The 22,859-nt window shown below is 35.6% G+C and carries 24 protein-coding genes; 7 read left to right on the forward strand and 17 right to left on the reverse strand.

Translation table 11 applies throughout. The features are described 5' to 3' along the window. The 9 genes from dhaL to ACI6PB_RS07365 all read right to left on the reverse strand — a co-directional run bounded on the left by dhaL (position 1) and on the right by ACI6PB_RS07365 (position 8,473). Positions 1-585 carry a dihydroxyacetone kinase subunit DhaL gene (gene dhaL, locus ACI6PB_RS07325; RefSeq protein ID WP_025086022.1) on the reverse strand — a complete coding sequence of 195 codons (585 nt, stop codon included), beginning with the start codon at positions 583-585 and terminating at the stop codon, positions 1-3. 15 nt (positions 586-600) lie between these two features. Further along, positions 601-1,593 carry a dihydroxyacetone kinase subunit DhaK gene (dhaK, locus tag ACI6PB_RS07330; protein WP_025086023.1) on the reverse strand — a complete coding sequence of 331 codons (993 nt, stop codon included), beginning with the start codon at positions 1,591-1,593 and terminating at the stop codon, positions 601-603. A 292-nt stretch (positions 1,594-1,885) separates the two neighbouring features. Beyond that, the gene (locus ACI6PB_RS07335) at positions 1,886-2,698 is read right to left on the reverse strand and encodes a Cof-type HAD-IIB family hydrolase (RefSeq protein ID WP_025086024.1); all 813 of its coding nucleotides are present in this window, start codon (positions 2,696-2,698) and stop codon (positions 1,886-1,888) included. An 11-nt stretch (positions 2,699-2,709) separates the two neighbouring features. Next, positions 2,710-3,471 (reverse strand): Cof-type HAD-IIB family hydrolase, encoded by a 762-nt coding sequence (locus ACI6PB_RS07340; protein WP_025086025.1) that lies wholly within the window; start codon positions 3,469-3,471, stop codon positions 2,710-2,712. A 121-nt stretch (positions 3,472-3,592) separates the two neighbouring features. Continuing rightward, entirely contained in the window at positions 3,593-4,906 is a 1,314-nt protein-coding gene (locus ACI6PB_RS07345) for a Sapep family Mn(2+)-dependent dipeptidase (RefSeq protein ID WP_025086026.1), read from the reverse strand. A gap of 11 nt (positions 4,907-4,917) precedes the next feature. Then, on the reverse strand, positions 4,918-6,234 hold the full coding sequence (locus tag ACI6PB_RS07350) for a PTS sugar transporter subunit IIC (protein ID WP_025086027.1): 1,317 nt from the start codon (positions 6,232-6,234) through the stop codon (positions 4,918-4,920). Positions 6,235-6,249: 15 nt separating this feature from the next. Continuing rightward, the gene (locus tag ACI6PB_RS07355) at positions 6,250-6,774 is read right to left on the reverse strand and encodes a GrdB-related putative oxidoreductase (RefSeq protein WP_025086028.1); all 525 of its coding nucleotides are present in this window, start codon (positions 6,772-6,774) and stop codon (positions 6,250-6,252) included. Positions 6,775-6,790: 16 nt separating this feature from the next. Then, positions 6,791-7,507 carry a GntR family transcriptional regulator, LSA1692 subfamily gene (locus tag ACI6PB_RS07360; RefSeq protein ID WP_309510886.1) on the reverse strand — a complete coding sequence of 239 codons (717 nt, stop codon included), beginning with the start codon at positions 7,505-7,507 and terminating at the stop codon, positions 6,791-6,793. A 12-nt stretch (positions 7,508-7,519) separates the two neighbouring features. Beyond that, positions 7,520-8,473, reverse strand: coding sequence for a N(4)-(beta-N-acetylglucosaminyl)-L-asparaginase (locus ACI6PB_RS07365; RefSeq protein WP_025086029.1), 954 nt, complete (start codon positions 8,471-8,473; stop codon positions 7,520-7,522). A gap of 379 nt (positions 8,474-8,852) precedes the next feature. Between ACI6PB_RS07365 and guaD the strand changes: the two genes are divergently transcribed. Together guaD and ACI6PB_RS07375 are read left to right on the forward strand one after the other, a co-directional pair. Continuing rightward, the gene (guaD, locus tag ACI6PB_RS07370) at positions 8,853-10,190 is read left to right on the forward strand and encodes a guanine deaminase (protein ID WP_373887550.1); all 1,338 of its coding nucleotides are present in this window, start codon (positions 8,853-8,855) and stop codon (positions 10,188-10,190) included. Then, positions 10,180-11,529: a uracil-xanthine permease family protein gene (locus ACI6PB_RS07375; protein WP_025086311.1), complete on the forward strand. Its 1,350-nt coding sequence runs from the start codon at positions 10,180-10,182 to the stop codon at positions 11,527-11,529. The genes guaD and ACI6PB_RS07375 overlap by 11 nt, the downstream gene beginning before the upstream one ends. Before the next feature lie 114 nt (positions 11,530-11,643). On the opposite strand, the gene ACI6PB_RS07380 is transcribed toward ACI6PB_RS07375, so the two are convergent. The 3 genes from ACI6PB_RS07380 to ACI6PB_RS07390 all read right to left on the reverse strand — a co-directional run bounded on the left by ACI6PB_RS07380 (position 11,644) and on the right by ACI6PB_RS07390 (position 13,944). Next, a complete protein-coding gene (locus ACI6PB_RS07380; protein WP_404351034.1) occupies positions 11,644-12,894 on the reverse strand; it encodes an ISL3 family transposase in 1,251 nt (416 codons plus the stop codon). A gap of 154 nt (positions 12,895-13,048) precedes the next feature. Continuing rightward, positions 13,049-13,282, reverse strand: a complete 234-nt coding sequence (locus ACI6PB_RS07385; RefSeq protein WP_404327225.1) for a GGDEF domain-containing protein — start codon at positions 13,280-13,282, stop codon at positions 13,049-13,051. Beyond that, a complete protein-coding gene (locus tag ACI6PB_RS07390) occupies positions 13,279-13,944 on the reverse strand; it encodes a GGDEF domain-containing protein (RefSeq protein ID WP_404351037.1) in 666 nt (221 codons plus the stop codon). Before ACI6PB_RS07390 ends, ACI6PB_RS07385 begins: the two co-directional genes overlap by 4 nt. 404 nt (positions 13,945-14,348) lie before the next feature. On the opposite strand from ACI6PB_RS07390, the gene ACI6PB_RS07395 reads away from it, so the two are divergent. The 4 genes from ACI6PB_RS07395 to ACI6PB_RS07410 all read left to right on the forward strand — a co-directional run bounded on the left by ACI6PB_RS07395 (position 14,349) and on the right by ACI6PB_RS07410 (position 16,754). Beyond that, positions 14,349-14,882 (forward strand): helix-turn-helix domain-containing protein, encoded by a 534-nt coding sequence (locus ACI6PB_RS07395; protein WP_025086434.1) that lies wholly within the window; start codon positions 14,349-14,351, stop codon positions 14,880-14,882. Positions 14,883-14,908: 26 nt separating this feature from the next. Then, positions 14,909-15,406, forward strand: coding sequence for an IS3 family transposase (locus ACI6PB_RS07400; RefSeq protein WP_404399110.1), 498 nt, complete (start codon positions 14,909-14,911; stop codon positions 15,404-15,406). Positions 15,407-15,498: 92 nt separating this feature from the next. After that, entirely contained in the window at positions 15,499-15,732 is a 234-nt protein-coding gene (locus ACI6PB_RS07405; protein WP_082603718.1) for an IS3 family transposase, read from the forward strand. An 89-nt stretch (positions 15,733-15,821) separates the two neighbouring features. Then, positions 15,822-16,754: an IS30 family transposase gene (locus ACI6PB_RS07410; RefSeq protein WP_404327227.1), complete on the forward strand. Its 933-nt coding sequence runs from the start codon at positions 15,822-15,824 to the stop codon at positions 16,752-16,754. 101 nt (positions 16,755-16,855) lie between these two features. Here ACI6PB_RS07410 and ACI6PB_RS07415 read toward each other — a convergent pair whose 3' ends face one another. Then, positions 16,856-16,990, reverse strand: a complete 135-nt coding sequence (locus ACI6PB_RS07415) for a diguanylate cyclase domain-containing protein (RefSeq protein WP_404327969.1) — start codon at positions 16,988-16,990, stop codon at positions 16,856-16,858. A gap of 120 nt (positions 16,991-17,110) precedes the next feature. Here ACI6PB_RS07415 and ACI6PB_RS07420 point away from each other — a divergent pair, with 120 nt between their 5' ends. Next, positions 17,111-18,145 carry an IS30 family transposase gene (locus ACI6PB_RS07420; protein WP_059075255.1) on the forward strand — a complete coding sequence of 345 codons (1,035 nt, stop codon included), beginning with the start codon at positions 17,111-17,113 and terminating at the stop codon, positions 18,143-18,145. Between the two features lie 141 nt (positions 18,146-18,286). On the opposite strand, the gene eis is transcribed toward ACI6PB_RS07420, so the two are convergent. The 4 genes from eis to ACI6PB_RS07440 all read right to left on the reverse strand — a co-directional run bounded on the left by eis (position 18,287) and on the right by ACI6PB_RS07440 (position 22,825). Next, positions 18,287-19,447, reverse strand: a complete 1,161-nt coding sequence (gene eis / locus ACI6PB_RS07425) for an enhanced intracellular survival protein Eis (protein WP_056955728.1) — start codon at positions 19,445-19,447, stop codon at positions 18,287-18,289. A 52-nt stretch (positions 19,448-19,499) separates the two neighbouring features. Next, a complete protein-coding gene (locus tag ACI6PB_RS07430; RefSeq protein ID WP_404327228.1) occupies positions 19,500-20,585 on the reverse strand; it encodes a DUF871 domain-containing protein in 1,086 nt (361 codons plus the stop codon). A gap of 23 nt (positions 20,586-20,608) precedes the next feature. Then, positions 20,609-21,910, reverse strand: a complete 1,302-nt coding sequence (gene celB / locus ACI6PB_RS07435; RefSeq protein ID WP_404327229.1) for a PTS cellobiose transporter subunit IIC — start codon at positions 21,908-21,910, stop codon at positions 20,609-20,611. Positions 21,911-22,051: 141 nt separating this feature from the next. Continuing rightward, positions 22,052-22,825 carry a MurR/RpiR family transcriptional regulator gene (locus ACI6PB_RS07440; RefSeq protein ID WP_309510880.1) on the reverse strand — a complete coding sequence of 258 codons (774 nt, stop codon included), beginning with the start codon at positions 22,823-22,825 and terminating at the stop codon, positions 22,052-22,054. Positions 22,826-22,859: the final 34 nt, after the last annotated feature.

The following is a 22,859-nucleotide window of genomic DNA, read 5'->3' on the forward strand; positions in this document are numbered from 1 at the left end:
TTATTCTCCTAACACTTCGAGTAAGGCTTCAAACAGATAAGCACTTGATTGTGAACCAGGATCCAAATGACCTTTAGATTTTTCTTCCAGGTAACTAGCACGACCTTTAGTTGCAACCATATCCTTTGTAGCATTTAAGGCATCCTCTACTACGTTCTTAGAAAAATCATCAGATTTCAATGATTCTGCAACTGGTTGCCAAACATCGATCATGGTTTTCATACCAACATCAGATTGTCCACGGCGTTTCAACCCATCGCACCCTACTTGAACTAACTTAGCCAAATCAGTTGTTTCTTTAGCTTGCTTCGACATATCTAAGAAAGCCGTCCCATACAAAGGACCAGAAGCTCCACCAACTTTTTGAATCATTGCAAATGCAACTGTCTTGTATAGTTCAGCTAAATCAGCTGGTTCTTTCTTAGAAAGCGCGTCAGTAACTGCCGCCATGCCTCGAGCCATATTACTACCATGATCCCCATCACCAATAGCCGTATCGAGCTCATTTAGTTCAGACGTATTAGCCTCAACTTTTTTTACAAATAATTCTATCCATTTTTTTGTATCTGCCAAATTTAATTCCATTAGTTTGCTCCCTTTCTACCAACCAATTGTTGCTACAGGTTCCTTCAACATTTTGATCCAATCATCGTCAGCTTTCATTATCGTCAACGAAATACCTTGCATATCCAAAGATGTCACTTGATTACCAACTTTGCTGAAACCAACAGAAATATTATCAGCTGCCAGTTCGTTTAAAACATCATTAGCAAAAATATATTGTTCCATCAAAGGTGTAGCACCCATACCATTAATTAATACTGCAAAATTACCTGTTTGGTCAGGAAACTCACCCATAATCTTTTTAATCAATTCATGAGCCAGTTCCTTTGATGGTTGGATCTTCTCAACTGAATAGCCACGTTCATTATGGATACCAATACCATATTCAATTTCATCATCACCCAATTCAAAGCCTGGATGACCAACAGCAGGAACAGTAGCGGCATGTAGAGCGATTCCGACCGTTTTAGTACTATCAATTACTTTTTGACCCAAAGCAGCCAGATCATCCAGATTCATGCCCAAACGAGCAGCAGCACCAACGATTTTTTCAACTAGGACCGTTCCTGCTACTCCACGTTTACCTTGAGTGAATTCACTATTTTCTACAGAAATATCGTCATCCACAACGATTGATTTAATTTTGATATCATCAGCTTCAGCCATTTCTTTAGCCATATCAAAGTTCATAACATCACCGGAATAATTCTTTACGATCAACAAAACACCCAAACCATGATCAACGGCTTTAATAGCCTCATAGATCTGATCAGGAGTTGGTGAAGTAAAGACCTCACCAGCAACGGCGGCACTCAGCATCCCATCACCAACATATCCAGCATGTAAAGGTTCGTGACCACTACCACCACCGGATACAACACCGACTTGTTTTTCTTCAGCAAATTTGGAATCATTTCTCACAACCGCAGTTGTACCATCAATCTGTTTCACTAAATCACTATTAGCTTTTACAAGTCCTGAGATCATTTCAGGAACAATATCCTCAGTTTTATTAATGATTTTTTTCATAAATTGCCTCCCGTTAGCGTTTTCAATACTTCTTCATTATATTACTTTTCCGTAAATTCTGGCAAAAACAAAGAAGACTGGAAAGTAATCCAGATCGATTCTTACTCCAGACTAAATAATTTTTCAATTAGTTTTCTTGTGGTAAGTATCTTTAATACGCAATTTTGTAAAATAAAAACGACCTCTATTAAGAGATTCAAGTAAAGGATCTATCTTGAATACTTAATGAAAGCCGTTCTTTTGCTTTAGAGTTTCTATATTCGTAGATTAAAAATACTAAAACGCCGGATTCCTACAAAGCAAACTTTTCAATAGCTAAACCAACACCATCGTGATTATTGTCAGCAGTTACATAATCGCTAGCGGCCTTGGCACCATTAGTAGCATTTTCCATTGCAATTCCCTTACCAGCTACTTTTAGCATAGGGATATCATTATCACGATCTCCCATAGCCATAACCTGACTTAAATCAATCTTCAATTGAGCAGCCAACTGTTTAACGGCCTCACCTTTATTGACATCCTGGGGAAAGATCTCTAAGAAACCAACACCTGTTCGTACAACAAAATAGTCTTGGTCAAAATGTTGATGAACCATTTCTGAAATTTCATCCAATTGTTGCTCAGGTCCATTGATAATTGCCTTAACAATTTCAAAATCATCTGGTAATTCTTCTGGTTCACGAATATAGAGACCATTATCATTTTCAAAAGCTTGCGTAATAGTATATTTGTCAATCTTTTCCACATGACTAGTATAGGTATTACCCTTATCATCGACCACATTGTAATGCAATTGGTTCCTTTTAATGAAGTCAACAAATTCACGATAAAATTGGTTATTCATCGTTCTCGAAAAGATAACTTTTCCGGCCATATTTTCAATCATGCCACCACCATTAGTAATCATGTACTGATTTTCACCACTAATTCCTAATGTTTTAGCATAGCCTGTAATCGCATTATGCGTTCTGCCAGAACATAAGACAACTTTGATTCCTTGCTCTAAAGCTTGTTTAATTATTTTTTGATTCTTAGCAGATATTGTTTTTTCAGTAGTTAATAATGTATCATCCATATCCAAAGCAATCAGTTTATAATTCATCAAAAGCCTCCTCATTTTAAAACATATTTCTCAATTGCTTGACCAACACCACTATGATTATCATCGGCTGTAACCTCATCACTAATGATTTTTACATTTTCTGGTGAATTGCCCATAGCAACTCCTAGCCCTGCAAATTTGATCATTGGAATATCATTGTCTAGATCTCCAATGGCCACAACTTGTTCTGGCTTTATTTTTAGATGTTTAGCAAGTTTTTCCAAAGCTTTACCTTTATTGACCTCTTTAGGGAAAATTTCAATATCACGTTTACTTGTGACGACGACAAAAAATTTAGCATCGTATTTTTGATGAAGTTTTTCCGCTGTTTCTTCTAAATTGCGCTTATGAGTATGAATCATAAATTTAGCGATTGCCAAATTTGTGTTTAGCATACGTTTCTCCATCCACTCTTGATAAGAATCATAACTATTGCCTTCAATATCAATCAATACATAATTAATTTTCTCGGACTTTAAATCACGAGCAATATTTTCACAAGTATTATTTTCCATTACTTTTTTATAAATAATTTTTTTGTCTAAACTCTCAATAATGTTCCCACCAGAGTTAATCATGTATTGATCAGCTCCGGAAATGCCTAGTTCTTTATAGGCGTACGCAATGCCATCATATGCTCTTCCGGAATTAAGAACTATCTTCACTCCTTGGGCCATGGCCTTTGAAATGGCCTCTTTATTTTGTTCTGTAATTTCCTTTTTACTGTTTAATAATGTACCATCCATATCAAGTGCAATTAATTTATAGTCCATGATGTTCTCCTTGCAATAATATCTATTTATCATTGTAACCCTTTACAGGAATAAAATGATTCAAAAAAGCAGATACTTATTTAGAGAAAAGTTACTAACTCTAATAAATATCTGCTTTTTATCATTGTTCATCAACTAACTCACTAATAAAACAATCATAATAAATTTGCATCATCATCAACCAATCACTATATTTCAACCATTCGTCACCTTTATGAGCAATTCCCTTTTGACCAGGAAAAGACGGTCCAAAAGCAATAATATTAGGCATCTCTCGTGCATAAGTTGCTCCAGTAGTTGTTACCGGCTCCCCATTTAATCCAGTGTCTTCCTCATAAATTTTTGAGAACTTTTGCATATAAGATAAATCTTTATCCTTTACAGTAGATGGAAAACTACGATTAATTCTTAATTCCATCCTTTTCAAAAATTGACTTTTAAGTTGTCTCAAAATCATATCTTCAGAAATAGTCACCGGATAACGCATTGAAATACTAAAATTCAATTCATCAATGCCTTTTTCTAAATCATAAAATGATAATTGAAGTTCACCTGAATCTTCATCTTGATAATCTAATCCTAAATTTTTACCATTATATTGATTGGCTATTTTCCGATTGAGCCATTGGAATAATTTACCTGTTTGTCCAGTTAAGTCTTGATTATCCTCAACTAATTCTGGCAAAACGTTTTTAGCCATGTCTGGAGCATTGCTGGGTGCTTTCTTACCATGGTATTCAGTCTTTTTACCGTTAACAGTAATGGCTGCATAATCTGGTAAAAAACTATGATCGAATACTCCTTTGAGTGAATCAATTTGTTCCAATGACCCATCTGTAATTGGCAAAGTAACAGTTAAATCAACGATCCCTCTTTCTCCATAGACAATGGGAAATTTACAATCAGGTGTAAACCCGGCATATGGTGGTTTTTGTTCTTTTAAAAAATAGGGAATATCACGGCTTCCCATTTCTTCATCAGTTCCAAACATAATCCGAATTCGTTTATTTAAAGGAATTCGTTGTTTTTTAATTAAATATAGTGCAAATAGTGTTGATAGTAATGGTCCCTTATTATCTAGCACTCCACGACCATAGAAATATCCCTCTCTTAAGGTTAGGTCAAAAGGTGGATAATTCCAGTCATCCACAACATCAACTACATCAAGATGACCCAGAACTCCGAAATAATCCTCAGTCTCTGGCCCGTATTCAGCCCAACCTACACAATTACCAGCTTGACCAGTTCTAAAGCCTAACTTTTTGGACAAATTCAATATATATTCTAAAGCACGTTTGGGTCCTATTCCAAATGGAGCCTGATAAGTTTTATGACCATTAACACTAGGAATTCTAATCAGATCCGTGAAATAAGTTAGAAATTCATCTTTGGATTCATCAAATAATTTTTGAAAGTCTGTTCTAATCTCTTTCAATTTTATTCTCCTTAAATATTACTAAAATCAATATCCACATCCTCTGCCTCTTCAGCAACTGCTTCTTCATTCAAATACTGTTTATCTAGCATCTTAACAAATGGATAGTAAATTAGAACTCCAAGTACTAATTCAAACAGCTGTAATACAGAAGCCAACCAACTTCCCGTCGAAAGCCATCCGGAAATCAATGGTGGAGTTGTCCATGGCAACATAACCCCGTTAGTATAAGGAATCCAATGTAAACTAAAAACAATCCCCGAAATTAAAGTATTCACAACTGGCACAATAATAAATGGGATAGCAATAATAGGATTTAAAACAACTGGTAGACCAAAGATCAAAGGTTCATTAATACCAAATATTCCTGGAACAATGGCTAATTTACCCAGTTCTTTAATACGCTTTGATCTACAAACGAATAACATTACGATCAGAAGTGACAGCGTACTACCGCCACCACCGTATGTTGTAAAAATATCAATAAATTGTTGTGTATAAATGTGAGGTAAAGCATGTCCACTTTGGAAAGCTTTAAGATTATCTTGAGTCAAAACAAAGAAAATCGGCGACCAAACACTATTTGTAATAGTTGGTCCATTGATACCAAAACACCAAAGTAACGAGGCTAAGAAATTGTAAAGCAATACTGATGGTAATGAATTACCAACGTTCTTTAATGGTGCTTGTAACATTGTATAAATGAAATTATAAGCCGTACCAAAATCAGTTAAACTAAAAATAATTCTAACTAAAAAGAATGCCAAAATTACAAAACCACTTGGTAGCAAAGCATCAAAAGATTCACTTACTGCTGGTGGAACACCATCAGGCATTTTTATAGTCCAATTACGTTTAATAGCAAAGCGGAACAATTCAACACTGACTAAGGCTGTAAATAATCCTAAAAAAATACCATTAGGCCCTAAATAAATTGTTTGGACAGCGCCAACCGTCTTTTTACCAACTTCAACTGTGGTTGGAGTCATAATCAAGAATGAAACAATTGCTACCGCACTGGCATGGACCGCACGTAGACCACGGTTTTTACCATATGCATAAGAAATACCAAAACATGCTAAAAGACCAGTAAAACTGAACACAGAGTCAGAAACAGCACTAAACCATTCTGTCCATTGAGGGCCAAGAATCCCTGTCCAAAAATCTGCCCAACCGGGAATTGGAAAATTTCCAATCAATAAGAAAATAGAAGTAACAATAATTAAAGGAGTAATAATTAGAAAACCATCACGTAAGGAACGTAAAACTACGTTGTTGGCTAACTTTGTCGCCACAGGCATTAATATTTGCTCAAATTTCTTTTGCATGAAGATCATTCCCTTCTAAAAACAATATTTATTCACAAATTCAGTTGTATCTTCTTTCTTCACTTTTTTAGCACACAATTCAATTCCTTTATCAATAGAATCTGATAAACCCGTGCCACCCTTTTTAGGCATTTTAACAATATTCAATTTGTCTTTATACTCAGAAATAATATCAGTATTTTTTTCTTGAGCTACCATTGCCACAACCGGAATTTCTGAGTTACTTTCTACTGCATATCCTACTTCACAAGCCATTTTTGCAAAGTCACTATAATCATAAGTTGGCCCAACCAATAAAATATCCGGCTGCATCTTTTGACACATACGAGTGATTTTACCTTGAACAACTTCCTTATTGGCTTCATAAAATTCTGTCCCACAGAAAAAAGTAGCCATAATTGAGGAATCCTTCTTTTTTAAAGTTTTATCAATCGTATCGGCTGCACCCATCGCCAATTTCTTACCACCTAATTCGGTATCGGCTTTTTCCTTACCACCTAGACCAGCTTGAATTTGGTCTAATAATATAATCACTTTCATTTTTCCAACCTCCTAACTAATGATGACGATACAAGATATTATGAAAACTATATTTATCAGATCGATAGTACGATTCGTCATGTAAAACTGGATATCCATCAGCTGAATATGACGTCGTATGAGCCAAAAAAGTTGGTTCTCCTGGTTTACTTTTCAAAAGTTCACTTACTTTTCCTTCAAGAATAACTGCCTCCAACTCTTGGCTGGCATAGGCAATCGAAATATTTTTTTCAATCATTTTAAATAATGACGTAGCTGCATTTTCCTTTGTTAAATCAGGTACAAAGCGTTTTTGTAAATATATTTCTTCATGCGTCAAAGGCTCGCCATTACCCAATCTTAATCGTTCCAATTTCCAAAGCGATTCATCGCCTCGTAACTGAAGTTGCTTTTTTATCAACGAAGGTACTTCTCGAGCTGTCTCCAAATTCAAAACAACTGTTTCTGGTTTTATATGCTGTCTTTTAGCTACTTCACTAAAACTATATAGTCCATTTAGTCCACTGGAAATTTTCTTAGTTTCGGGTGATAAAACAAAGGTTCCTCGATTGCGATCTTTTACAACTAAATCACGCCTTTGTAACTCTTCTATAGCTTTTCTAATCGTTAAACGTGAAGTTTCAAAACGAAACGACAATTCATTTTCTACTGGTAATTTTTGATGAATTCCAAATTCACCATTCTTGATATCCTGTTCCAACTTATCGGCTATCTCACTATATAAATACTTCATAAAAACTCCCTCTTAATCTATCGGAGCCTTGATCCTTTTTTCATAAGCATCCAACCACTCTTGAGTAATTGGATTGATCTTAGTCTTATTGCCATCCTCTGGATAAGCAATATAAATCTTAGGTTCCTTAGTCTCTGTTCCTACAGCAAAAGTGAATTCAACATTTGTTGCCACACCCCATTGACCTTCTTTATTGAGAGCAACCAATGAGAATTCACCTGCTTTGCCATAGCGTTTCTTTAATTTTTCAACGAACGGATAAACAGCTTGGTCACATGCTTCTTGTGGGTTTAATCCGGTTCCCATCAAACGAACAATTTCATAGCAGAGGCACCCTTTCATAATATCTTCTCCTAATCCAGTTGCAGCTGCACCACCAATCTCACTATCAGCATAAAATCCATCTCCCACCAGAGCTGAATCCCCAGTTCTACCAGGTTTCTTCATAAATAATCCTGATGTAGAAGTACCTACCGAAACTGATCCGTTCTGATCAAGACTTACCATCCCCACAGTATCGTGACCATCGTAAGGTGAAAGATTTTTTTCGGCTATCTCTCTCTTTCTCTTTTCCCAAATTTTTTTAGCACGATCGGTCAGCATATTTTTTCGCTCAAAGCCATTCTGTGATGCATATTGAGTAGCACCTGTTCCTACCATGACGCTATTAAAATGCTCATGACTTAATCTCTTGGCTACCGAAATTGGATTCTTAATATCACTGATTCCCATCACAGCTCCAACTTCAAAAGTATCACCATTCATAAAAGCAGAATCCATTTCTACCAAGCCATTAGCATTGGGCAATCCACCATAACCAACTGATTTAAAGAAAGGATAATTCTCTACTTCTTTAATAGCTTCTTCGACAGCATCCGAACTTTTTCCATTAGTCTTTAAAAGATCCATTCCTTTACACAAACCTTCATAAGCCATTCTCCAAGTACCAATCATTGCATAAGTCATTTTATCGCTCCTTTTTTGTAATCGATTTCATTTTTAGTGTAGTCATGATTGTATATACAATCAAGAAGTTTTTTTAGTAACTTTTGTAAAGAAATAATTACAATCAGTCTATTTAATTAAAATAAAATATTTTTATAAAAGAATTTCATATATTTTTAATAAATTCATTTTTTAAAAAACAAATTTATTAAATTCTAAATATCCTAATTTAAAAGCAACTACAACCTATTTCAAAATTATTTTTATATTAAAAAATAGTACGTTTCCTTTTTTTGGAAGCGTACTATTTTCTTATTTAAGAAAAACACGAACATTTTACTATTTATTTACACAATCATTCATGTTATTCTAAGGACAACAAATTTTAAGGAAGTGTTAGATTATCACCTATCAAATAGTTTTTGAAGGACCCATCGTTTCTTCGGCAACGTTTGACAAGGCGGATTTTACACCAAAAGTACTTATATGTGTAAACCAGTCAGGCATTATTGACCGTGTAATATCCGTTGAAGATTCTGATTATCAATCTGTCAAACAACTTGCTAAGCAACAAAAGATTCTTCATATCTTACCACCTGGTAATTATTTATTACCAGGATTTACTGATTTACATATTCACGCACCACAGTGGCCTCAAGCTGGTTTAGCTTTGGATCGACCACTTCAGGAATGGCTCAATACGTATACTTTTCCATTGGAAGCTAAGTTTAAGGACCTAGCTTATGCTGAAAAGGTTTACCAAAACCTCATTTCTGAACTTTTAGCAAATGGAACAACGACTGGTCTTTTCTTTGGCTCAGTTGATACCGATGCTAATTTAATCCTTGCAAAAATATGTGCTCGTCTAGGTCAAAGAGCCTTCATTGGCAAAGTTGCAATGGATAATCCAGAACAAACACCTGATTTTTATCGTGATAACTCTTCTCAGGAGGCTCTTAACGAAACTAAGCGTTTCATTGAAAAAGTTCTTCAACTTCAAAAGCAAACAAAAGCTGAAATAACTCCGGTTATCACACCTCGTTTCGTTCCTAGTTGTACCGACGATACTCTTAGCGGTCTAGGAAAATTAGCAGCTGAATACAATCTCCCTATTCAAACTCATTGTAGCGAAAGTATCTGGGAAGATCAGTATGCTATCAATCGTTTTCACAAAAGAGATGCTGAAGTACTTGATCAATTCGGCTTACTAACTGACAAAACAGTTTTAGCTCACGGTACTCAATTAAGTGACAGTGATCTCCAGCTACTTCACAATAAACAAACTGCTTTAGCTCACTGTCCAATTTCTAACGTCTACTTTGGTAACAATGTCATGCGTGTCAAAGTAGCCCACCAACAAAAAGTAAAAGTTGGTTTAGGAACTGATATCTCTGGAGGGTTCTCTCCAAGCCTTTATCGTAATATGCAACAAGCAATCATGTCATCTCAAACTTTACAGGATGAAACTAAACAAAATAGTCGTTTAACAGCTGCAAATGTTTTTTATTTAGCAACTGTTGGCGGTGCTTTAGCTCTTCATCTCAAAACTGGTCAAATTAAGGCTGGTTTCAAAGCTGATTTACAAATTGTTCAAGATCAATACTATGAACTATCATCCAATGAACCTCAACAAATCTTTGAAAGATTGATTTATCACACTAACAAAGAGAACATCAAACAGGTTTATGTATCTGGAAAATTAGTTCACGATAATCTAGGAGAAGAAAATGGAAAATAATAAAAGTAATTTATTAGTTGGACCAGACGATAAAATTGGTCTGGGAGAAGCCGGATTCTTAGGACTTCAACACGTCTTAGCAATGGATATTTACGTACCTCCTATCGTTCTTGCGGGAATGATGGCTATGGGCTTAGGAGATCAAATGGGACTCTTGCAGTCAACTTTCTTAGCTGCTGGTATTGGCACAATCTTACAAACCTTTTTCTTTATGAAAATGCCTGTTTCACAGGGTCCATCATTTGTTCCACTAGGTGCTGCAGCCGGAGTCGTTTTGGCCTCTGGAGGTCTTAAAGGAAACGGAATGGGAACCTTGATTGGTGCCTTGTTAATAGGTTCCATCATTTTAATCATCTTAGGTGCCACAGGTGTTTTCCAAAAAATCATTAATAAATTAGTACCTGCTATGGTTGGTGGTACCATCATCACCTGTGTTGGTCTTTCATTGATTCCTACAGCTTTAAACAGTAATATCTTCAATGCTCCTGGAAATATCGATAAGAATATTATTTTAGCTTCTATCACCGCTTTAACTTTAGTTATTTCTGTCGGAATCAGCTTGAAGTTTCCTAAGGTTCGTCGTTTCTTTAGAACTAGTTCAATTATTTTAGCACTAGGTGTTGGTACCTTGGTATCAAGCATGATGGGCATGTTCGATTGGAAAACTGTTGCTGATGCTGCTTGGTTTGGACTCCCCCAAAGAACTATCTTCCACTGGGGTATCAATTTCTCACCTTCAGCCATCATTACCTTCATTATCATCTATGCCGTAATTACTACTGAAACAACTGGTACTTGGTTTGCTATGGGTGCTGTTACTAATCATAAAATCACTGATAAACAATGGAACCATGGTATTATCGGCGAAGGATTAAGCTGTTTAGTTGCTGCTCTTCTCGGTACAACTCCTGTTACAGGTTACTCAACTAATGCGGGTGTAATTTCCATTACTGGTGTTGCCAGCAAGCGAGTATTCCTTTTTGCCGGAATTTGGTTCTCTATTCTAGGATTTTTCAGTAAATTGTCAGCCTTCTTAGCTGCTATTCCTGCGCCAGTTATCGGTGGTGTCTTCGCTATTATTACCGTTACAATTATGTTAAACGGTTTGAACGTCATCCGTGGTCTTGAAACAACTGATCGTGACCTTTACATTATTGGCCTACCAATTGTATTAACTTTGGCTTTAGTTCTCTTACCAGCTAATGTAACTAAAAATGCTCCACAAATTCTTCAATACTTATTAGGATCACCAATTGCCGTAGCAGCCATTGCCGCTATTATCCTAAATCTGGTTATGCCTAAAAGTCGTAAAACTTCAAAAGTAGAAACAGTTGCATAAAAAAATGGCGTCTATATTTGGATTTATGAATAATCTAAAATATAGGGCTCTTTGTCAAATCGTATTGATGAATAGTTTTTGTATAGAAGGCAACCTCATGTAGGTTGTCTTTTTTTATGCGCAAATGAGTCTTATTCTCTTAAGAAAATGGTCAAGATTTCTGAAGCCATAACTGATATGTTTGAGTTTTTTTATCTTTCCAATGGTCCCTCCAAGAGGACCATTGGAGTACGGCATTGTGCAACTATTCTTTACATAATTTAAATTCTTACGTAACGTTGAAATAGATGTATCCATAGCGGTATTATTCTTTTTATATCCATAGATGGTTTCTTTGAGTAATGATATATCGTGTTCATGTATCGCTTTCTGAATACCTTGATAAATATCATAAGTATTTTTAAAAACTGGTAGATTGTCAGTGGCTATATCAATAACGTTTCGCGTTGTAGTATATTCGTTGATTCCAAAAATATATTTTACTTTCTTGTCGTCTACATCTGCCTCAGGCAGATGATAGAGACGCCAATTAGACTTAAGTGCTTTATACAAACGGGAATGTTTATCATTTATTTTTTTAAGACAACTGATTCTAACTTGATCCAATGCCCGGCTACATAGCTGAACTATATGAAATCTATCAACTATTATTTGAGCATTGGGAAAAATTCTATGAATGACCGACTGATAATTAGCATTCAAATCAATAGAGACAGTCTTAACGGCTTGCCGTTCTGACAAGCTATAGTTATTTATAAAGTGTTCAATAACTGTTTTAGAGAGTCGATCATGAATCAGCTCAATTAGATGATGTGTTTGTGCATCAATAGCTATAAAAGTAAATATACCGTTAACTGAACGAAATTCATCAAAACACAGGTTTTTTGGAAGGCAATCACATCTATTTGGTAATTTGGTATTGTCATATAAGACTCTGCTTACTGTATTTACTGATACTCCGATGATCTTAGCTATTGATGTTAAAGTAAAGGATTCCTTTGCCATAACGAATATTCTGTTTTGAACTTGTTTAGTCATAGTATGATTTTTGATTAATAAATCACTGTGGGCACCGCAGGTGCCACCACAGTTCTTACAAATATAACGTTGTTTATTGAGCATCAAATGATACTCAATACCGTTAAAACTGGCTAATCTAGCATTAGTTTTTCTTTTTCCATTTTTGACTAATGAATTTAAACCACATTGTGGACATCGATACAGTTTATAAGTTAAATCAGCGTTTACGATCTTTATATGCTTTATAACGCCACGATTTTTAATCGTAGCGTCCTTGACTGAAACATTACTTATATTATTGTCTTTTATATCGAGTGCACATAGTATAGAATTGTCTTGGGACATTATTGTTTTCTCCATGTTTGATTGGGTTTGGTCGCTTAAATCTTAACATGAGAACAGTGATGTTCTTTTTTTATTTTCTAGAGATTAAAAAACTGGTATTGATTATTCATCAATACCAGAAAGTATAGAACCAAATATAGACGCCATTTTTATTTTAAGCTACCGTAATTCTCATACGACCATTTCTCTTAGAACGATATAAGTTACTATCAACTCGCGTATAAAAATCATTAGGTTCTGTATCCTTTTTCGAGATCATTGAAACACCAACAGAAATCGTTATTGAAATATCCTCACCATCAATATTGACATCTAAATGATTCAAAGCTGCAAATATTTCTTTAACGATTGGTTCCGTAGAGTTCAAATCATATCCTGGAAAAATCACATTGAATTCCTGCCACCAGTACGATACAACTTAACTTTAGGATCATTAGCATTGATAACCGTATGGACCACATCAGCAACGTGTTGCAAAACCTTATCACCAGCTAAATGTCCGTATGTGTCATTTACTTGTTTAAAGTGATCAATATCAAACATCATCATCGACAAATCCAATTTATTTTTTGAACTACTGTCAAATAAGTTATTGATCTCCGCCGTATAAGCAGCATAGTTTTCGGTTTTAGTTAACGCATCGTGATTAGCAAACTGTAATAGCTTTATTTTTAATTGACTATCACGCAAAATCATTCCTACATAACTAAAGAGTAAGGCTTCAAATATAATTAAGTAACCCCATTCTTCGAAGAACGTTGCCATTGGCAATCCAAACTTAATCTTCATGCATAACCATAGCATCCCTCCAAAAACAGTTCCCATTAACATATAACACACGAATGGATGACGATACTTTTGACGACGACGTAACTTGTTTAATGAAATGTAGAAAATCATTAAAATAATTCCGTGAAGCCATGATTCCCAATAACCGATTGAACTATTGAAAACCATATACAGAATCATAATTGGAAAAAAGTAGTACATTGGAACTTTTATATTCAAGAAATAGGCACAGAAAATTAATCCTATTAATTGAAAATTCATAAACTGCCACGATATGGGAGTTCCCACTAAAGTGGCTTGCATACTAAAAATGAAAATTAACATATACAAAACTCCAAATATGGAGTTTAGTGAATCATCGTCTATTTTAATATTTTTAGAATGTAGCAACGTCTTTAATCCATCATAGAGAACTTGGTATAGCGTAAAGATTCCCAAAATGAAGAAAACACTTGTTATAAATGGTGATACATGCCACACAGACCATGTCAAGGACGCATAAACCTCCTCAGTTTCAATTTTATTTGATAATTTATTTAATTTGGTAGATTGTAAGATTAAATAGAATTCTACCCAGACGAAAAATTTGGATAGAAAAAGGGCAATGGACTGAAGTGCCCTAAAATTGTTAGACATAATCTAACAACTTTAGGAGCACTTTTTTTATGACCAAATACTCTTCAGATTTCAAAGCTAAATTAGTAAATGAATACCTTGATGGACAAATTTCTATACTTGGATTATCGAAAAAATATGGAATGCCCAGTAAATCACCGATTTATCGCTGGATCCATCAAGCGGAGGCGAATGGACTTGATTATTTGATAAGTAAGAAATCCCATAAAGAATATTCTCAAGATTTCAAATTATCCGTGATAGAATATTATAAATTACATGAGATCAGTCGCCTTGATACTGCAATTTATTTCAAGATATCACCTAGTCAAGTTGATTCATGGATCTATAAATATAATCAATATGGTGTTATTGGATTAAGGCGTCGTCCCAGAGGGAGACGACCGTTAATGGCCAAGAAAAAGAAGAAACAAACACGTTTAAATTCCACAAAAGAAGAGAAATATAAACAGGAAATTCTTGATCTAAAAGCTAAACTACATGATGCCGAAATGGACCGTGATATTTTAAAAGCACTAAAGACCTTGCGAGAAAACGATCACAACTCGAAAAAGCAAAATTAGTCAAATCATTACTTAAAAAATACAAGTTGAATGAGTTATTAACTAAGGTCGATCTACCAAGATCAACTTATTATGAACGCCTTAGTAAAACTGATAAAACAGATAAATACGCTCAACTAAAAGATTTTATTGTTAAAACATATCACGATTCAAACTCAACCTACGGTTATCGTCGAATCTGGAAAGAGTCTCTCAAGGTCGGATTCAAAAATTCTCCAGAAACAATTCGGCATTTAATGACCAAACTTAAATTAAAAGTAGTTATTTTTTCAAAACACACATCCGGTTACTGTTCCTATAGAGGTAACCTTGGAAAAATAGTTCCTAATACAATCAAACAGAAATTTACTGAGACAGAACCTTTAAAAGTATTACATACAGATGTAACTCAAATACGTTTGCGTAAAGACAAATGGGGCTATATATCCGCCGTGCTGGACCAGGCCAGCGGCGAAATATTATCTTATTCAATAAGTTTGAGCCCTAATAAATTACTAATATTAGATACTCTAGAAAAAAATTGAAGCAAAATATAGTTCCCTCTTTAAAACCAATCCTTCACTCTGATCAAGGATGGCATTATCAGCTCAAATATTATCGAGATACCCTAAAAACAATGGGTATTGAACAAAGTATGTCTCGAAAAGGCAATTGTCACGACAACGCCCCAATTGAGAGTTTTTTTAATCTGCTCAAAAGAGAATGTCTTTATAGGTATAATATCGATGACCTAACCGAATTAAAGAACATAGTCGCTAAATATATCAATTGGTACAACAATAAACGTATTTCTTTAAACAAAAATGGATTGTCCCCTGTAGAATACAGGGAACAATCCATGATTTTTTAAAACTTATAAAAATGTCTAACTTTTTTATTGCACTTCAACCCGGTATTGTTTTAAGTGACAAAACTATAAACAATAGGAGTCCATTACCCATGAGTCACATTTTAACATTATCGGATAGAACTGTCATCCAAACGCTGCTTAAGGTTGGTTACTCACAAAAACAAATTGCTGAAGAAGTTGGTGTAGTTCCTTCAACCATCAACTATGAACTAAAGCGCTGTCCTAAGGGATACTATGACGCTGATCAAGCTCAGGAAGACTGCGAAAAGAAGCTAACTCACCGGGGGCGGAAAACTCTTCTAACAGAGAATTTAAGAGAATTCGTCCGTGGGATCATTCTCGAACAGCGGTGGAGTTTTGAAGTCATCGCGCATATTCTCCAAATGCCATTCAAAACCCTCTATAACTGGCTGGACAAGGGCTGGTTGGACATCAAACGCGAGGTCCTTCCAGACCACGGTGTGCGGTACCGAAAGAGCCACGACGGTCGTGGTCAGTACACACGTGGAGCGAAGTTTATCAACCAACGCCCGGACGAGGCTAACCTGCGTCAAGAGATTGGTCATTTTGAAGTCGATACCATCCTATCAGGAAAAACCAGGGGCGAGGTCCTAGCTACCTTTACTGATCGTAAGTCCCGACTAATGATTATTCGTCGTTTACCGGGACGTGATAGTAAAGCTATGACTAAGGCAATCCTAGAGCTTAACGAGGAGTTGCGCGGCTTGATCAAGTCAATCACCAGTGATCACGGTAAGGAATTCGCAGGCTTCAATTTCCTTGAAGCCTGCGGAATTGCCCATTATTTTGCCCACCCGTATGCGCCACATGAACGCGGAACCAACGAACGGTTGAACCGCGAGATTCGGCTACACATTCCAAAGAACCAGCCCATTGAGAGCGTTACGGACGAAGAGCTGACTATGATCTCAAAGTACTTAAACTGGCGTCCCCGGAAATGTTTAGGGTGGAAAACGCCACTCCAAGTCTTCTTTGGTGACTTGTCCGAAAAATTCGATTAATTGTTGCAATCTACCATTTTAATAATTTTTTATATTCATGCTATTTAATTTTAGCATAAAAAAAAACGTTATTTCATTACAAAATAGAAATAGCGATTTTTTTAGAAAGCAGTAATTTGCATACGACCATTGTTTTTAGAATGATAAAGATTGTCATCTACTCGACTGTATAAATCATTAGGCTGAACATCTTTTGATGAAATAGTTGAAACACCCATCGAAATAGAAATATAAATCTTTGGCGAATTTTATAATCAAGTTAGCCACTTTAGAAAAATGACAAAATAAAAACACCAAGACGTAAAAATCAGGTATCATTGGAGTTCTCACACAAACAATGAAAGAGGTTTTTCGTCTTGGTGCTAGAACAGAATATCATAAATCGTCCTAAAGGACATCATTTAACTGAAATTGAACGTGGAAAGATTGCTTCCTTTCATTCAATTGGCTACTCGAATCGCCAGATAGCTAAAGCTATCGGCGTTTCACCTCAGACTATTAACAATGAAATTAACAGAGGTACTGTTGAGCAGATCAAGAAAGTTAATGGTAAAGTTCAACACTTGAATTGCTACTTTCCTGACACTGCACATCAAAAGTATGTAAAGAACCGTAAGCTTTGCCATCGTCCTTCTAAATTCGACCAAGTCACAGCCTTTTTAGGCTTCTTTGTAAGCCAGTTCATAGATAATGGATGGTCACCTGATACGGCCGTTGGACGAGCTAAGAACGAAGAATTATTCTTAGTAGATGAAATGGTTTGTACTACTACACTTTACAAATATATTGATGAACAACGACTTGAAATCCGGAATATTGATCTGGTAGAAAAGTCAACTAGACCGACTAAGCAACATACTTCAAAAAAGCATAAGCGTCTACTTGGTCGTAGTATTGAGAAACGCCCTAAAAGTGTTGATAGCAGAGAATCCTTTGGGGACTTTGAGATAGACACGATTGTGGGCAAAAGAAATGGCCATGAGAGTGTCGTCTTAACGCTCATAGAGCGTAAGACACGCTTTGAAATAATGAGACTTATTGACGGTAGAGATGCCGACTCTGTAGATTATGCTATGAAAGAGATCATAAAGAACTATGGTGATCTTATCAATTCAATCACTGCAGACAATGGCCCTGAGTTCTCTAATCTATCATCTGATATGGCTGGCGTTGCGGATGTTTACTTCACACACCCATATACATCTTGTGAACGTGGAACAAATGAAGTACATAATCGAATGATACGTCGTGACTTGCCCAAAGGGCTGTCACTGGATACAGTCAGCCCAAAAGTAATAAGAGACATAGAATTTAAGCTCAACAATATGCCTAGAAAGTTATTGAACTATAAAACGCCACAAGAACTCTTTGCTAGTTCCTGTGGCGCTTAAAGACATATTTATAAACTTCAAATACTGATATCACTTGGATTCAATTTATTTTGTCCAAGTGGCTAACTTGTTATTGAAATTTTCGCATAATTTTATGAATCTTATTATATATATTTTATTATATTTTGGTCCTTACCAATTTTAGAAATAGTCGATCAATTGAGGCTTTTCGGAAACAAAAACTTTTGATAAACCATTTATTTTACTCAAATCTCCTTTAACTAATCCATAATCAGCTAAAGAATTTAAATTGTGATAACCGAACATTGCTTTGGTTAATGTTTGAATCGTTAATTCTAGATCAGCTCCCTCACCATCGGCATTACTTAATTCCACTTTACCGTTGTTAATAGCTAAAGCCCAAGTATGGTCATTCCACTCCAAAGTGTCTTTAACCTTAAAATATATTTTTTCTAAAGAATCCACTTGAATTGGATAACGTTTTAAAAAGTCTTCTAAATTAACAATTCTTGCCATCATATAAGGGGTTACTTCTACGCGTGCTGAATATGGATCTTCCAAGAAATCAGATTTTAAATCCGGATTTGGTGACTCATAAACAAATTTAGGGAAAATTGATTGGTGCTTAATAACAAATTTGGCTAACAATTGACGACTTAATGGATTAAGGTTGATCCATTCATGAATATAAAAGGTTTGATCCTGATTGTAATAAATCAAATAACCAATCAAAACATCATTATCATAGGCTAAAGCAGCTTGGTAGTCGGAATGCTTATCCAACATATGGTCCCACCACCACTTTGCACGATTAACTCCACCTAGATCATTATGATCCAGATACATTTTCTTTAATTCATCAGGAATATCTTTAATAGAAATTCTCTGAACATAACCATGCTCGGCATTCTTGATTCGAGGCAAATTTTCACTCTTGATTTCAATTTGGGTATGGTCAAAAACCTGTTCAAATCCAAAACGACGATAGTATCCAAAAGAAAATGGGGCTAAATAAGACAGAGTAACATGGTTTTTATACATGTCGGACAGAGCCTCATTCATTAATTTACCAGCGCCACCTTGACCACCAAATTCAGGTGCACTCATTACATCCCCGATTCCATTCATTTTATAATCAATGCCATGAAAATTAACTTCAAATGGAATGCTAAACAGGCCACTGCCTAGTTTCGAATCATTCATAATTCCATATGCTAATGAATGATCATATCGTTCCTTAAAGACACGTTTGCGTTGTAACGAGTCCTGACGATTAAAGGAATACAAATATAAATCATAAAACTTATCGAATTCATTTTCTCCAAGCAAGTATTTATTCATAATTCTCTCCCTATAAAAAAATACTATTCGTCTGAGAATAGTATTCTTTGTCTTATTCAGTTAACTTAAAACTACTCCAAGGCTCAATGTATTTCAACAAAAAGGCCTCATCAGAATTCAAATGACCAATAACATTACGTCGTCCATCATTCTTAATATCACGCAGTGCTATTTGAGTTTCACCTTTATATTGTCCATATTTTTCATTAACAATAATGATGTCGCCTCGTTTAATATCATCAGTATCATGAGCAGGAAAATCACGATCCCGATAATGCACTCTAGTCATAGTACTACGTAATAAGTAATCTGACGCATCGCCACGATAAACGTGAGTAGATTTCAAGATAACTTCTTTTTCTAATTCAGTAGCATTCTGAGAAAAATCCACTTTCAAAACTGGATATGGTGCATAGAAAGCTTTTGAAGCTTCCTCTAATTCTTCATCGGATGCATAAGTATTACCAATAATCACATCATCAACTACACCACTTAATAATAAGTGTTTAACTTGAGTTGCGATTGGTAAATCACGATCATCCTCCAAAGTTGGTAAACCATCTTGCACTGGCCATGGTCCAAAAGTTGCGTGGTGTGAACTTACAAAGGCAGCAGAATGGATGTTACGTTCCTTAAAGAAGTTTGACCATTTAATGAAGAAGTCTTCTCCCAAACCAGTATATCTTTGAGGATAGAAATTGTGACAACCAAGTAAGTTGTTTGTATCTGGATGATATGAAATAATATTGTCCAAGTAATGCGTACCAGAACTCATATTTATTTCAATTTTCGATCCATAAGGATTACGAGTCATCTTAGCCTCTTCCATACCGGAAAAGCCCTCATCTAATCTGATTCCGTAAGCCCCAAGATCGTGGAAAAATGATAAATCATCATAGCTGATATTCAATTCCTTAAACAATCTAGGATTCATATCTACAATCGTAACAAAGCCAAGCTTATTTCCATAAGCAATTGTTTCCTTGAAACGATTGATAGTCTTATCCTTATCATCACCTAACTCTAGTAATGAAGCAAATATTCTTGAATAACCTAGTTTACTAGCTGTATCGAGATATTTTTTATCTTCCTCTAAAGTTGAATGTTCAGGATATAGCGACAATCCAAGTCTTCTCAAAACGAAACCTCCAAAAATTAGTATTAAGCTTTAGCATTCTTTGGATCTAATTCTTCAGCCAATTTTTCTTTATCCATTGACTTGAAGAAGTAGAAGTACATCAAAGTATCAAGAATGATATTAATAATTTGCATTACAGAACCTGAAATATGTCCAGTTGCAATGAATCCTGATAGAATTGGTAGAGTTGTCCATGGAATGTAGACACCCATTGGTCTTGCAACCAAGTTAGTAGCCATACCAATATATGTTGTTGTTACGTTGATTAAAGGTGTAACAATAAATGGAACTAACATCTTGTAGTTCATAACAATTGGTAGACCGAAGAGAATAGGCTCATTAATATTGAACAAAGCAGGTCCAGCAACCAACTTACCTAAAGTCTTAAGTTCCTTACTCTTTGCGGCAAAGGCTAACAACATAGCCAAACCGATTGTGGCACCAGAACCACCCATGTGAACGAAGTTATCAAAGAATGATGTTGTAACAATATTTGGTAGAGCTTTACCAGCAGTGAAGGCTGCATGGTTTTGGTTCAAAGATGTCAACCAGATAGGCATCATAACACCGGAAACCACGTTAGCACCATGAATACCGAAAATCCATAGGAATGAAATTAGGAATTCAGCTACTAGAGCACCAGGTAATGTGTTACTCAAGTGACTTAGTGGTGTTGCCAAGAAGAATGAAATAATATTTGGAATACTTTGCATTGGTGTTGCTTCAACACCTAGACGAATTACCCAAACAAGAGCTAAAACGATGAAACCTGGGAACAAAGCAGCAAATGAGTTACTTACTGCAGGTGGAACTGTATCAGGCATCTTAATTGTCCAGTTCTTGTGAACCATCCATACGTAAAAGTCGGTAATGAATAAACCAACAATAATTGCTGTAAATAGACCAGCTGAATCAAATTGTGTTAATGGAATCCACAATGCACCAGCCTTATCTGTCTTCAAAGGAATAGTAAGTACGAAAGCACCCATTGAAACGATTGAAGCAGAAATTGGATCGACCTTATAACTCTTTGCCAAGTTATAAGAAATACCAATAACAGCGATCAGACCCATAATATGGAATGATGCGTTAGTTGGATATTGTAAAACAGTTGCCCAATTCTTACCAAAGACACTAGCCATAAAGTCCAAATAGGCTTGAATTGGAAATTGTGCAATGATCATGAAGACTGAACCAATGATAATCATAGGAACAGCTAATGTCATACCATCACGCAATGCAATCAAATGACGAGAAGAAGCAAGTTTACCAGCGAGTGGAATAACCTTGTCGGTGATAAAACTGTTTGGTTTCTTTTCAGCCATGAGCAAAACCCCCTCAAAAATAAAATTTGTTACTAAGCAGAAACACTGTTATCCGCTTACAAATACTATTGTAAGCCTTTTCATCAAAATGTATATGTCTTTATAAGTAAAATAATATGTTTTAATCTAAAAAACATGTCACTAATCTGTGACATGTTCTGAAAATCTATTGTCTACTTGGTCTACCATCTTATGGTAAGCACAATTAGAGATCTGTTCTAGGGTATAAACGATAGGCACTTGAGTCGTTACATTGATGTGTCCTTTACGATTCTGAGGCGTATCATAGGAAATCGCAAAGTCTGTTACCTGATTTAAAACAGAATACGAGTTAGCCGTCAAAGCTATTGTTTCTGCTCCATTCTTTTTGTAATAACGCGCCTGCTCTAACACTTCATCAGTCTCACCTGATATAGATACTAAGATCAATAAGGTCTTACTGAAATCACGATTAGAGAATGGTTCCGGTTGGAATGGATCAATAATCGGCAATGAATAAATGCCGTAGCTAGATAAGATACTAGCTCCATACTGGGCGATACGACCACTGTTACCTACTCCAAAGAACAATACTAAGTCAGCAGCATTGATCATATCGGCAGCTTGCTCAATCTTGTTATCAAACGGTTCTTCGTCAGCGACTAATTGGAAGAAGTTCTTAATTGGTTCCATACTAGGATCTTGTTGAGCCTTCGAGGGTTGTTTTAAGCTTTGTTTTAAAGCAAATTTAAACTCTGAAAAACCACTGTAATCCATTTTCTTAAGAAATCTCAAAATGGTTGTCGTTGAAACATGGGCAGCATTGGCCATCTCACGAATAGTCATATCTTGCACTTCTCTAGTATGCCCAATGATGTACTTATAGACGATTAATTCTAATCGATTCAACTCATGAACTTTCTGATAAGGAAACATGTTTTTTCACCCTCCTTCTTATTGGTATATATCA

Source organism: Companilactobacillus paralimentarius, assembly GCF_963227125.1.
GTDB classification, from domain to species: Bacteria; Bacillota; Bacilli; order Lactobacillales; family Lactobacillaceae; genus Companilactobacillus; species Companilactobacillus paralimentarius.